Below are 12,858 nucleotides of genomic sequence, written 5' to 3'. Positions count from 1 at the left end.
GGGACCATGACCGCGCGCGCTGTGGAACCCTCGGGGGGACCGGCCCCTCCGCCGCGCCACGACACCGGCCGCCGCATGCGCGTGCTCCGCGCGGCGAACGAGGGCGACGGCGACCTCCGGGAACTCGCCAACCTCGCCGTCCAGGGCGACCCGGGCGCCATCGAGGTGCTCATCGGCGAGGTCCGCCCGATGATCGTGCGCTACTGCCGCGCGCGTCTCGGCCGGGTCTCCGGGCAGTACCACATCGCCGACGACGTGGCCCAGGAGGTCTGCATCGCGGTGCTGTCGGCGCTGCCCCGCTACCGCGACATGGGGCGCCCGTTCGCGTCCTTCGTCTTCGGCATCGCCTCGCACAAGATCGCCGACGCGCTGCGCAGCGCGGTCCGCGCGGCCGTGCCCACCGAGGACCTGCCCGACGGCCCGGACGACCGTCCGGGACCCGAGGAGACGGTGGTCCGCTACATCGAGGCGCAGCGCGCCCGCGACCTGCTCACGCGGCTCCCCGAACACCAGCGCGAGCTGGTGCTGCTGCGCGTGGTGGCGGGCCTGTCGGCGGAGGAGACCGGTAATGTGCTGGGCATGTCCGCGGGGGCGGTACGGGTCGCGCAGCACCGGGCCCTGGCCCGGCTCCGCGCGATGGCCAGAGAGGAGTCGATCGCTTGACGGAGCGGAGCCCTGGCGCCCCGGATCCGGTCGGGCCTTCGAACTCCGGCGGGACCCGCGAGCCGGGGAGCAGGCCGCCGGCCCCGGCGGTCACCCTGCTCGCCGACCTCGGCGCGGTGCGCCGTACCGACGCGCTCATCGACGCGCTGGCGGCTCGGCGCGCTGCCGGCTCCACGGGCCGTCCCGCGGCTGACCGCGCCGCCGGGGAGTGCGCCCGCGCCGCCGACGCCGACGAGGGCTCGGCCGACCCCGCCGTCCGGCTGCTGCGCGCGCTGATCGCGGACGTCGACGACCAGGGCCCCGGACGCGACGCCGCCGGGCCGTCCGATCCCGGCCCCGGCACGCCGCCGCCGGCCCCCGGACCGGGCCCGCGCCGCCGCGGCCCCCGCACCATCGTCGCGCTCGGCGTCGCCGGAGCCGTCCTGGCCAGCACCGGCGTCGCCGCGGCGGGCGGCGGCGTCACCGAGCGCGCCGCGGCGTCCCCGCCCGCCGACGCCGGGGTGTCCGGCACCGCCGGACCGCACGCCAAGGACACCGACGCGGGCACCCACGCCGCCCCGCGCACCACGTCCCCGACTCAGGCGCCCGCGTCCATGCCCTCCCCGGCCCGTCCCGCGGCCAGGACCCCCGCCGCCGACGACCCCGGCCGCCGGGACTACGACCGCATGAAGCGTCGCCTGGAGCAGATCATCCGCGACGCCGAGCGGCCCCGCCGGTCCGGGGCGCGCCGCCCGGACGCACCGCGCTCGGCCCCGGCGATCCGCCCCGCGTTCCCGCAGTTCCCGTCCGACGACGACCCGCGCCGCACCATCGACGACATCCGCAAGCGCACCCAGCAGCGCCTGAGCCCGTACGAGCGCCCGGACCCGGAGTAGGCCCCGCCAGGGCTCCCGGCGTCGGGGTGGCCGCCGTCGGCGTGCCTGCGGGCGGCTGCCCGGCCATCGGGCCACCGGGCCGCGCGGCGTGCCGGCGCTCCGTTGCGGGGCGCCGGTCAGTTCTCGTCGCGGCCCTCTTCGCTGTCGATCACGCCGTCGACGTAGCCGCGGGCGTACTCCCAGCTCACGTAGTCGACGGGATCGGGGGAGAGGGCGGGCTCGTGCACGCGGGGCAGGCCCTGGTCGAGCAGGTGGCGCAGGTTGCCGTGCAGCAGGTCCCAGTCGATGTAGTGCAGCTTGCCGCAGTCGGCGCAGTCGACGGTGAGGCCGCGGACCCCGAGGGGCTCCAGCAGCGCCCGGAAGACCTCCAGGTCGGCGAGGTCGGCCAGCACGTCCTCGCGCTCGGCGACGCTCAGCGGCGCGGCGTCCTCGCCGGGGTCGCCGAGCGACGCCGCCGGATCCTCCGGGTCTCCGGCGAACGGGTCGAGCGGGGCATCGTCGTGCACACCCTTACGCTACTGCGCGCCGCCCCGCCAGGTGCACCCCCCGGTCTCCTCTGTGCGCGAACAATCACTCCGCGTGCCCGCCGGGGACCCCCGTGCAGGCCCGGAACGCCCGTCACGCGGGAATGCGGCCGGGTCGGGTGCGCGTTACGGGGTGTCATCAAGGCCACGTGCCCGGTGTCCGCAACAGCCCGTCCCGGCGCGGGGCGACGGCCTACCATGGGGACAGGGTCGCCGTGACCTGGCCGGATACCGCCACCCCTATGGAAGGCAACCATGAACCCCGCCGCCGAGCCCGCCAAATTCCTCCCGCAGGGCCTGACCTTCGACGACGTGCTGCTGCTGCCGGGCTACTCGGACCTGCAGCCGGGGGAGGCCGACACCACGACCCGGCTGACCCGCGAGATCTCGCTGCGGATCCCGCTGGTGTCGGCGGCGATGGACACGGTGACCGAGGCCCGCACGGCGGTCGCGATGGCGCGGCAGGGCGGCATCGGCGTGCTGCACCGCAACATGTCGATCGAGGAGCAGGCCGGCCAGGCCGACCGGGTGAAGCGGTCCGAGGCCGGGATGATCACCAATCCGGTGACGTGCCTGCCGGACGCGACCCTCGCCGACGTCGAGGAGCTGTGCGCCCGCTACCGGATCTCCGGCGTGCCGGTGACGGACGTCCGGGGCGTGCTGGTAGGCATCGTGACGAACCGCGACATGCGCTTCGAGTCCGACCTTTCCCGTCCGGTGCGCGAGGTCATGACCCCGATGCCGCTCGTCACGGCGCCGGTGGACGTGGCGCGCGACGACGCGTTCCGGCTGCTGGCGGGCAACAAGGTGGAGAAGCTGCCGCTGGTGGACGGCGAGGGCCGGCTCAAGGGCCTGATCACCACCAAGGACTTCACCAAGAGCGAGCAGTACCCCGACTCCACCAAGGACGCCGACGGCCGGCTGCTCGTCGCCGCGGCGGTCGGCGTCGGCGAGGACGCGATCAAGCGCGCGCGGGCGCTCATCGAGGCCGGCACCGACGTGATCATCGTGGACACGGCGCACGGCCACTCCAAGGGCGTCGCCGACACCATCGCCGCGATCAAGGCCCGGGCGGCCGTCCAGGTCGTCGGCGGGAACGTCGCGACCTACGCGGGCGCGAAGCTGCTGATCGACGCGGGCGCCGACGCGGTCAAGGTCGGCGTCGGACCCGGCTCGATCTGCACCACCCGGATCGTCGCCGGCGTCGGCGTCCCGCAGCTCACGGCGATCTTCGAAGCCGGGCGCGCGGCCAAGGAGGCGGGCGTGCCGGTGATCGGCGACGGCGGCCTGCAGTACTCCGGCGACATCGCCAAGGCGCTCGTCGCGGGCGCCGACACCGTGATGCTCGGCAGCCTGCTCGCCGGCGTCGAGGAGTCCCCCGGCGAGCTGATCTTCGTGCACGGCAAGCAGTACAAGTCGTACCGGGGCATGGGCTCGCTCGGCGCGATGCGCAACCGCGAGCGGGGCGGCTCCTTCTCCAAGGACCGCTACGCGCAGGCCGACGTCACCGCCGAGGAGAAGCTGATCCCCGAGGGCGTCGAGGGCCAGGTGCCCTACCGCGGTCCGCTCGCCAACGTCGCGCACCAGCTCGTCGGCGGCCTGCACCAGTCCATGTGGTACGCCGGAACCCGCACCATCCCCGAGCTGCAGGAACGCGGCCAGCTCATGCGCATCAGCCCCGCCGGCCTGCGCGAGAGCCACCCGCACGACATCCAGATGACCGTCGAAGCCCCCAACTACCAGGGCCGCTGACCCGGCCCTGCACCGGCGCCCGCCGACACGTCCACCGCCGCCCCTAGGCACGTTCACCGCCACCCCGCCCGGCATGGTGAGGCCGGGCACGGGGCGGTGCTCGGCGTGGTCGCGGACGGGACGGGATCCGTCCTGGTCGCGGGGTACGGCGCGGCCTGCCGTAAGCTCTTGCGGGGCTTGTTCCCGCCACCGGCGGGAACACCACGCTTGTCCGCGAGGTGGAGGAAGGGCGCAGTGGCTGCTGAGGTGGAGATCGGCCGGGGCAAGAGCGGTCGGCGGGCGTACGCCTTCGACGACATCGGCATCGTCCCGTCGCGCCGCACGCGCGACCCCGAGGAGGTCAGCGTCGCCTGGCAGATCGACGCCTACCGGTTCGAGATGCCGCTGGTCGTCGCGCCGATGGACAGCGTGGTCAGCCCCGCCGTCGCGATCGCGATGGGCCGGATGGACGGCCTCGCCGTGCTCGACCTCGAAGGCCTGTGGACCCGCTACGAGGACCCCGAGCCGCTGCTCGCCGAGATCACCGAGCTGGACGACGCCCGCGCCACACAGCGGCTCCAGGAGATCTACACCGCGCCGATCCAGGAGGACCTGATCGGCCGCCGGATCCAGGAGATCCGCGACGCCGGCGTCACCGTCGCTGCGAGGCTGTCCCCGCAGCGCACCGCCCAGTTTCACAAGGCCGTCATCGACGCGGGCGTCGACCTGTTCGTCATCCGCGGCACCACCGTGTCCGCCGAGCACGTGTCCGGGCGCGCCGAGCCGCTGAACCTCAAGCAGTTCATCTACGACCTCGACGTCCCCGTCATCGTCGGCGGCTGCTCCACCTACACCGCCGCGCTGCACCTGATGCGGACCGGCGCGGCCGGCGTGCTCGTCGGGTTCGGCGGCGGCTCCGGGCACACCACCCGGACCGTTCTCGGCGTCGCCGTCCCGATGGCCACCGCCGTCGCCGACGTCGCCGCCGCCCGCCGCGACTACATGGACGAGTCCGGCGGACGGTACGTGCACGTCATCGCCGACGGCGGCATGACCAACAGCGGCGACATCGCGAAGGCGTTCGCCTGCGGGTCCGACGCCGTCATGGTCGGCTCCCCGTTCGCCCGGTCCAGCGAGGCGCCCGGCCGCGGCTACCACTGGGGCAGCGAGGCCCACCACGGCGACGTCCCGCGCGGCACCCGCCTGAACCTCGGGACCATCGGCTCGCTGGAGGAGATCCTGCACGGCCCCTCGCACGTCGCGGACGGCTCGATGAACCTGATCGGCGCGCTGCGCCGCGCGATGGCGACCTCCGGGTACACGGAGTTGAAGGAGTTCCAGCGGGTACAGGTGGTGGTGGCGCCGCGCCGGTCCACCGACTGAGAGCGACCCCACGCCGAATCGGGCGTTTCGAGGGTGGACCTGTCCTTACTGTTGGGTAGGTACTGCTCGTAAACGAACCGATCTGGGGGGAATCGCGATGACGGGATCACCGGTGACCGGCCTCGGCAGCTCACGGCTCGGCCCCGCCGAACGGGCCGCCGCGCTCGACCGGATGGGCCGCGAGGAATTCGACGTCGTGGTCGTGGGCGGCGGGATCGTCGGGGCCGGCGCGGCGCTGGACGCCGCGACCCGCGGCCTCTCGGTCGCGGTCGTGGAGGCGCGCGACTTCGCGTCCGGGACGTCGTCCCGGTCGTCCAAGCTGATCCACGGCGGGCTGCGCTACCTGGAGCAGTACAACTTCGACCTGGTCCGCGAGGCGCTCACCGAACGCAGCCTGCTGCTGCAGCAGATCGCACCGCATCTGGTCCGTCCCGTCCCGTTCCTGCTGCCGACCACCCACCACGTGTGGGAACGCGCCTACTTCGGCGCCGGCGTCGCCCTTTACGACCTCCTGTCCCTCCAGATGGGTCTGTCGCGCGGCGTCCCGCACCACCGGCACCTGACCCGTCGCGGCGCGCTGCGGCTCGCGCCGTCCCTGCGCAAGGACGCCTTCACCGGCGCCATCCAGTACTGGGACGCGCAGGTCGACGACGCCCGCTACGTCATGACGGTGCTGCGGACCGCCGCCGAGTACGGCGCGCAGATCGCGTCCCGCACCCAGGTCCTCGGTCTCCTGCGCGAGGGCGAGCGCGTCACCGGGCTGCGCATCCGCGACCTGGAGGGCAACACCACCAGCGAGGTCCGCGCGAAGCAGGTCGTCAACGCCACCGGCGTCTGGACCGACGACATCCAGGAGCTCGTCGGCGGCCGCGGCCAGATCCACGTGAAGGCGTCCAAGGGCATCCACCTCGTCGTCCCGAAGGACCGCATCCACTCCTCGACCGGGATCATCCTGCGCACCGAGAAGTCCGTGCTGTTCGTCATCCCGTGGGGACGGCACTGGATCATCGGCACCACCGACACCGCCTGGGACCTCGACAAGGCCCACCCGGCCGCGTCCAAGGCCGACATCGAATACGTCCTCGACCATGTCAACACCGTCCTGACCACCCCGCTCACCCACGACGACGTCGAAGGCGTCTACGCGGGCCTGCGGCCCCTGCTCACCGGCGAGACCGAGGAGACGTCCAAGCTGTCCCGCGAGCACGTCGTGGCGCACCCCGTCCCGGGCCTCGTGCTGGTCGCGGGTGGCAAGTACACGACGTACCGCGTCATGGCGAAGGACGCCATCGACGCCGTCGCCCACGGCCTCGACGGCAAGATCCCCGAGTCCTGCACCGACCGGGTCCCGCTCGTGGGCGGCGACGGCTTCCAGGCCATGTGGAACGCCCGCCACCGCCTCGCGTCCCGCTACGGCGTGCACGTCGCCCGCGTCGAGCACCTCCTGGGCCGCTACGGCACCCTCACCGACGACCTCCTCGAACTCATCTCCGACAAGCCAGACCTCGGCAAGCCCCTGTCCGGCGCGGACGACTATCTGCGCGCCGAGGTCGTCTACGCCGCCACGAACGAGGGCGCCCGCCACCTCAACGACGTCCTCGCACGCCGCACCCGCATCTCCATCGAGACGTGGGACCGGGGCGTCGGCGTCGCGCAGGAGGCCGCCGACCTCCTCGCGCCCGTCCTCGGCTGGTCGAAGAAGCAGCGCGACCGGGAGATCGAGTACTACCGCAAGCGCGTCGAAGCCGAACGCGCCTCCCAGACCCAGGACGACGACCAGGAAGCCGACGCCAGCCGCCGAGGCGCCCCCGACATCGTCCCCACCGCCATCTGACCCGCCCACCTCTACGACCAGACTCCCCCCAGCAGCCGAAACCCCTCGGGAGCTGCACCAGCCGGGCAACTCCCCAAAGCCGAGCCGCCCCCCGCAGCCCGCCCGGGCCCGCCCAGGCGCGCCGCCCACCCAGGTCGGCCGCCCATGCCCGCCCGGTCGGGCCGTGCCCGTGTCCGCCCGGTCGGGCCGGCTGCCCGCGCCGGGTAGGCCGTGCCCGCCCAGACGCGCCGCCCGGTCGGATCAGCCGCCCGTCCCAGCCCGCTCAGGCGCGGCACCCGCCCGTGCAGTCCGCCCGAGCCCGTCCAGGCGTGCCGCCCGCCCGTGCCCGCCCAGGCGTGATCGCCTGGTTGGGTTGGCCGCCCGTCCCAGCCCGGTCGGGTTGGCCGTGTCGGGTTGGCCGCCGTGCCCGTCCAGGCGGGTGGGTCGTATGGGTGGGCAGGGCCGTTTGGCCTAGCGGCAGGCCGGATCACCCGCGCTGCCCGAGCAAGCAGGTGGGGCCACTCGACCGGCGCACCGGCACGCCGGTTGAGTGGCCCCACCGCCCGCGACTGCCCAACCACCTCAGCCGTTTGCGCCGAGGGCGTGGGCTGCCCGATCTTGCCACCCGGGGGCCAACCGCCCGCGCCGCCCGGGCCGCGCAGACCGACCGTCGCCCATGCCGACCGGCCGGGCCAGCGAGGGCTTGACTGCTCGCACCCTCAACGGTGCGGCCGACAGGGGCGCCCGGGCGACCCTGTCGGCCGCGTGGGCTGACGGTTCCGGTTGTGCCTCGCTCACCGGGCGTGCCGACCCGCCAGATGGTGGTGGGGCAATGTCCGCGCTGTTCGACCCTGCCGCCCGGGCGGGTCGGCCGTGCCGGGGGGGCTTGGTCACCGGTGGTGCAGGCCGCCGGTTTCGTGGGGCCTTCTTCCCCGCTGCTCGGCGGTGCCGCCCGGGCGTGCGCCTGACCATGCCAGCGGGGTGGGCTGGCCCTGCCAGGTGGGCGGCCCCGCCCGCCTGCGCCAGGTGTGCACGCCAGGCGGCGGTGCCGGCTGGTCGACCGCGCCTGTCCGGTGGGCCGGAAAGGCGGATCAGCTGGCTGCTCGCCCCAGCATGAGGTCTATGCCGGTCGAGTAGAGGTCGGCGGGGACGCGATCGGGGTCGAGCAGGTGCTGGAAGGCCAGCCCGAAGTCCAGCGCCATCGCCAGCGCCGCGCGCTCGGACGGGGCGATGCCGTCCACGTCGCGCAACTCGCTGGCCAGATGCGCCCGGCGTTCGGCGTACCAGTCGGCGATCCGCCAGCCCGCCGCGTAGTCGCGCATGCCGTAGAGCCAGAACTCCACCAGCAGGAGCGCGAGTCGGCGGGCGCGGTCGTCGGAGCCGTCGCGCGAGGTGTTGCGGCCGGTGCGCCCGGCGTCGTCACGCGCCTGGTCGGCGGACCGCAGTTCGTCGCAGACGTCCGTGCCGAGGCGGTCGCTGGTGAAGCGTTCGAGCAGGGCCAGCAGCAGGTCCGTCTTGCCGGCGAAGTTCGAGTACACCGCTCCCTTGGTGAGACCCGCCGCCGCGGCGATGTCGTCGAGCGAGGCGCCGTGGATCCCGCGCTCCGCCCACAGGCGCTCCGCGGCGGACAGCAGGGCGGTCCGGGTCTGTTCGCGGCGCTCCTGCCGCACGTTCACCTGGCCCGCTCGTCCCGTCCCGCGGGCGGGCTGCCGTGACTGGCCGGCGTCGCGCTCGAGTGTTCGCGGCTCGGTGGTCACCGGACGCCCTCCAAAGCCCGGAGGCAGTGGTGCCTGGCTTCCGCTCTCCGGTTCGCCAGGTCGCGCGGCGGGCACGGCGGCGCGCGGGGACGCACCGTTGCCGACCTTGCCAGGGTCCCCGGTGAGGGTGGTCGCCTCATCGGGGCGGGTGGTCGTGGCGAGCGCTCCTCCGACGGTGGGGCCGTCCGGAAGGGCGGCCGTACCGGCGGTGGTCTCTGTGGGGGGTGCGGACGGGGTCGTGCTGCCGCCGCTGGGCGGGCGCGGGGTGCGGGGGTCGCTCGCGTCCGTCGGGTCACCCTCGGGCCGTAGGTCGCCGTGGGCGTCGTTCATGTGCTGTTCCCTCCGCTGCCATGGCGCGCGTCCACGGCGCTCCTGACGCGCGGCAGCGGACGTCCGGGAGCGGCGGGATGGGCGCCGGATTCTCCTCCTGTTCTCGGAATACACCGGTCGGACGCGGTCAGTCCCGGAGTTGCGCAACTCCGCCGGGGTTGGAACGGTCCGTTCGGTGGATGGTTGTCAGTGCCGGACGGGAAAACCCATGGAAGGTGGGGCATTTCACGGCAAGTGCGCTGTTACCTGCGGGTAGCCAAAAATGGCCAGGGGGTCATACCCTGCCTGCATGGCATCCCCGACGGTCCCTGCCAAAGGCGAGGCAGAGCACGAGCTCCCGCAGTCCCTGATCGACCGGCTGGCCTCCCATGTCGCTTCGGGCGGCGCCGAGACGGTGACGATCCCCAGTCCGTTCACGGGCGAGCCGCTCGCGACGGTCCCTCGGTCCGGAGCCGATGACGTCCGGGCCGCCTACGAGCGGGCCCGAGAGGCGCAGCGCGCGTGGGCCGCGCTGCCGGTGAGCGAGCGCGTCAAGCCGTTCCTGCGGCTGTCGGACGCGCTGGTCGACCGGCGCGAGGAGATCCTGGACATCATCCAGCTCGAGACCGGCAAGGCCCGCCGCCACGCGATGGAGGAGTTCCTCGACGTGGCGCTGTGCTCGCTCTACTACGCCCGCCGGGCCGCGAAGCTGCTGAAGCCGCGGCGCCGGCAGGGCATGATGCCGGGCCTCACCCGCGTGCAGGAACTGCGGCACCCCAAGGGCGTCGTCGCGCTGATCTCGCCGTGGAACTACCCGTTCGCGCTCGGCGCCAGCGACATCGCTCCGGCGATCATGGCGGGCAACGCGGTGATCCACAAGCCGGACACCCAGACGTGCCTGTCCAGCCTGTGGGTGCTGGACCTGCTGGTCGCGCTGGGGCTGCCGCGCGACGTGTGGCAGATCGTCGTCGGCGACCCGGGCGAGATCGGCGACCCGCTGATCGACGACGCCGACTACGTCTCGTTCACCGGCTCCACGCGCGGCGGCAAGGCGATCGCCGAGCGCGTCGCCCCCCGGCTGGTGTCGTACTCGCTGGAGCTCGGCGGCAAGAACCCGATGATCGTGATGGCGGACGCCGACGTCGAGCGGACCGCGCGCGGCGCCATCCGCGCGTGCTTCACCAACGCCGGGCAGCTGTGCATCTCGATCGAGCGGATGTACGTCCACGAGGACATCTACGACCGGTTCGTCCCGCGCCTCGTCGAGCTGGTCAAGGGCATGAAGCTCGGCACCGGCCTGGACTTCGAGGCCGAGATGGGCTCGCTGACCTACCAGCGCCAGCTGGACGCGGTGACGCAGCACGTGGACCAGGCCGTCAAGGAGGGCGCGACCGTCCTGGCCGGCGGCAACGCCCGCCCCGACATCGGCCCGCTCTTCTACGAGCCGACGCTCCTCGCGGACGTCAACGGCGACATGGACTTGTGCGCCAACGAGACGTTCGGCCCGGTCGTCGCGATCTACAAGTACCGGGACGAGGACGAGGTCGTGGCCCGCGCCAACGACACCGCCTACGGGCTGAACGCCTCGGTGTGGACGAAGAACCCCGCGCGGGCCCGCCGGCTCGCCGCCAGGATCCAGGCCGGCACCGTCAACATCAACGACGGGTACGGCGCCGCCTACGCGTCCTACGACTCGCCGATGGGCGGGATGAAGCAGTCCGGCGTGGGCCGCCGCCACGGCGCCGAGGGCATGCTCAAGTTCACCGAGGTGCAGACCGTCGCGAGCCAGCACATCATGGACCTCGAGCCCCCCGGCTCCCTCGGCTATGACAAGTTCGCCGACTTCATGGCCACCGGCATCAAGCTGATGAAGAAGCTGCGGATCAAGTAAGGATGGCCGTGAAGCACGACTTCGACGTGCTCGTCGTCGGGTCAGGGTTCGGCGGCAGCGTCTCGGCGCTGCGGCTGACCGAGAAGGGGTACAAGGTCGGCGTGATCGAGGCGGGCCGCCGCTTCGACACCGCTCCCTCCGCGGCGCCCGGCGCCCGGTACCCCGCACTGCCGAAGACGAACTGGCGCGTCTCCCGGTACCTGTGGGCGCCGGCGCTCGGCCTCACCGGGATCCAACGGCTGCACCTGATCCGCGGCGCGAAGTCCAGCCGGGTCCTGGTGATGGCCGGCGCGGGCGTCGGCGGCGGGTCGCTCAACTACGCCAACACCCTGTACGTGCCGCCCGCGCCGTTCTTCCAGGACCGGCAGTGGGCGCACATCACCGACTGGCAGGACGAGCTCGCCCCCTACTACGACCAGGCCAAGCGCATGCTGGGCGTCGTCGAGAACCCGACCACGACCGAGGCCGACAAGGTCATGAGGAAGGTGGCCGACCGGATGGGCGCGGCCGGCACCTTCGTCAGGACTCCGGTGGGCGTCTACTTCGGCCGTGGCGCGGGCGTCGAGAGCGGCGACCCGTTCTTCGGCGGCGTGGGCCCGCGCCGCCGCGGCTGCCTGGAGTGCGGCGAGTGCATGGTGGGATGCCGCCACGGCGCGAAGAACATGCTCACCGAGAACTACCTGTACCTCGCCGAGAAGGCCGGGGCCCGGGTGATGCCGCTCAGCCGCGTGACCTCGGTGAAGCCGCTGGCGGGCGGCGGCTACGCGGTCGAGATCGTGCGGACCGGTTCGTTCGGGCGCAACCGCAGGACGCTCACCGCCGGGCAGGTGGTGTTCGCGGCCGGAACCTACGGCACCCAGAAGCTGCTCCACAAGCTGAAGAGCACCGGCCTGCTGCCGCGCCTGTCCGACCGGCTCGGGGCGCTGACGCGGACCAACTCCGAGGCCATCCTCGGCGGCGGCCGCCGCAACGGCACGCCCGGCCCGGACTTCTCCAAGGGCGTGGCGATCACCTCCTCCTTCCATCCGACTCCCGAGACCCACATCGAGCCCGTCCGCTACGGCCGCGGGTCCAACCTCCTCGCCGGGCTGCAGACCCTGCTGATCGACGGGGACGGGCCCGGTGAGCGGCACACGCCCCGGATCCTGAAGTTCGCGCGCGAGGCGGTGCGCCGCCCCCGTGATCTGATCCAGCTCTTCGACGTCCGGCACTGGTCCGAGCGGACCGTGATCGCGCTGGTCATGCAGACCCGGGACAACTCGATCACGCTCCGCCCGAAGAGGGGCCCGTTCGGCTGGGACGTTCGCGCGTCCGCGGGGCACGGGGAGCCGAACCCCACCTGGATCCCCGAGGGGCACCAGGCGACCCGGCTGATCGGCGAGGAGATCGGCGGGATCGCCGGCGGCACCTGGGGCGATCTGTTCGACGTCCCGATGACCGCGCACTTCCTCGGTGGCTGCGCCATCGGCGACTCCGCCGAATCCGGCGTCATCGACGCCTACCACCGGGTGTACGGGCACCCCGGCCTGCACATCGTGGACGGCTCGGCGGTCTCCGCCAACCTCGGCGTCAACCCGTCCCTCACGATCACCGCGCAGGCCGAACGCGCGATGTCCTTCTGGCCCAACCGGGGCGAGGCCGACACCCGCCCCGAGCCGGGCGACACCTATCGAAGAATCACCCCCGTCCTTCCGAAGAATCCCGTCGTTCCAGCGGACGCTCCAGCGGCACTCCACCTTCCCATCGTCGAGATCACCTGACCGGTTCGCCTTCCGGCTCGTCCCCGCCTCCGAACCGGAACGCGGCCGGCGCCTCCTGGCAGGCCCACCGCGTCCCATGCTCACGCCCCGCCCACGGCCGGGGAAGTGGAACGTCATTCTGTGGATAACCCTCCGCCGCCCCGGCGGTGGAG

At 73.3% G+C, this 12,858-nt stretch carries 9 protein-coding genes; 7 read left to right on the top strand and 2 right to left on the bottom strand.

All coding sequences use genetic code 11. The annotated features are described in order from the left end of the window. Positions 1-75 precede the first annotated feature (75 nt). Positions 76-663: a sigma-70 family RNA polymerase sigma factor gene (locus tag J4557_RS21245; RefSeq protein WP_208268607.1), complete on the top strand. Its 588-nt coding sequence runs from the start codon at positions 76-78 to the stop codon at positions 661-663. Next, positions 660-1,538: a serine/threonine-protein kinase gene (locus tag J4557_RS21240; RefSeq protein ID WP_208268464.1), complete on the top strand. Its 879-nt coding sequence runs from the start codon at positions 660-662 to the stop codon at positions 1,536-1,538. The genes J4557_RS21245 and J4557_RS21240 overlap by 4 nt, the downstream gene beginning before the upstream one ends. A gap of 116 nt (positions 1,539-1,654) precedes the next feature. On the opposite strand, the gene J4557_RS21235 is transcribed toward J4557_RS21240, so the two are convergent. Next, positions 1,655-2,044, bottom strand: a complete 390-nt coding sequence (locus J4557_RS21235) for a DUF5319 domain-containing protein (protein WP_151596260.1) — start codon at positions 2,042-2,044, stop codon at positions 1,655-1,657. 273 nt (positions 2,045-2,317) lie between these two features. Here J4557_RS21235 and guaB point away from each other — a divergent pair, with 273 nt between their 5' ends. The 3 genes from guaB to glpD all read left to right on the top strand — a co-directional run bounded on the left by guaB (position 2,318) and on the right by glpD (position 7,010). Further along, positions 2,318-3,814 (top strand): IMP dehydrogenase, encoded by a 1,497-nt coding sequence (gene guaB / locus J4557_RS21230; RefSeq protein WP_208268463.1) that lies wholly within the window; start codon positions 2,318-2,320, stop codon positions 3,812-3,814. A 246-nt stretch (positions 3,815-4,060) separates the two neighbouring features. Next, positions 4,061-5,176: a GuaB3 family IMP dehydrogenase-related protein gene (locus J4557_RS21225; protein WP_208268606.1), complete on the top strand. Its 1,116-nt coding sequence runs from the start codon at positions 4,061-4,063 to the stop codon at positions 5,174-5,176. A gap of 97 nt (positions 5,177-5,273) precedes the next feature. After that, complete coding sequence (glpD, locus tag J4557_RS21220; RefSeq protein WP_208268462.1) at positions 5,274-7,010, top strand: glycerol-3-phosphate dehydrogenase; 1,737 nt, start codon at positions 5,274-5,276, stop codon at positions 7,008-7,010. Positions 7,011-8,080: 1,070 nt separating this feature from the next. Here the strand turns inward: glpD and J4557_RS49750 are convergent. Then, positions 8,081-8,746: a TetR/AcrR family transcriptional regulator gene (locus J4557_RS49750; RefSeq protein ID WP_307800118.1), complete on the bottom strand. Its 666-nt coding sequence runs from the start codon at positions 8,744-8,746 to the stop codon at positions 8,081-8,083. 619 nt (positions 8,747-9,365) lie between these two features. Here J4557_RS49750 and J4557_RS21210 point away from each other — a divergent pair. Both J4557_RS21210 and J4557_RS21205 read left to right on the top strand, forming a co-directional pair. Then, positions 9,366-10,946, top strand: a complete 1,581-nt coding sequence (locus tag J4557_RS21210; RefSeq protein WP_208268460.1) for a succinic semialdehyde dehydrogenase — start codon at positions 9,366-9,368, stop codon at positions 10,944-10,946. A 2-nt stretch (positions 10,947-10,948) separates the two neighbouring features. After that, positions 10,949-12,706, top strand: coding sequence for an FAD-dependent oxidoreductase (locus J4557_RS21205; protein WP_243776130.1), 1,758 nt, complete (start codon positions 10,949-10,951; stop codon positions 12,704-12,706). Positions 12,707-12,858 lie beyond the last annotated feature (152 nt).

Source organism: Actinomadura nitritigenes (assembly GCF_017573545.1).
Taxonomy (GTDB): domain Bacteria; phylum Actinomycetota; class Actinomycetes; order Streptosporangiales; family Streptosporangiaceae; genus Spirillospora; species Spirillospora nitritigenes.
Note: the sequence above shows the minus strand (reverse complement) of the source record. Positions and strands in the feature narration are given on the sequence as shown.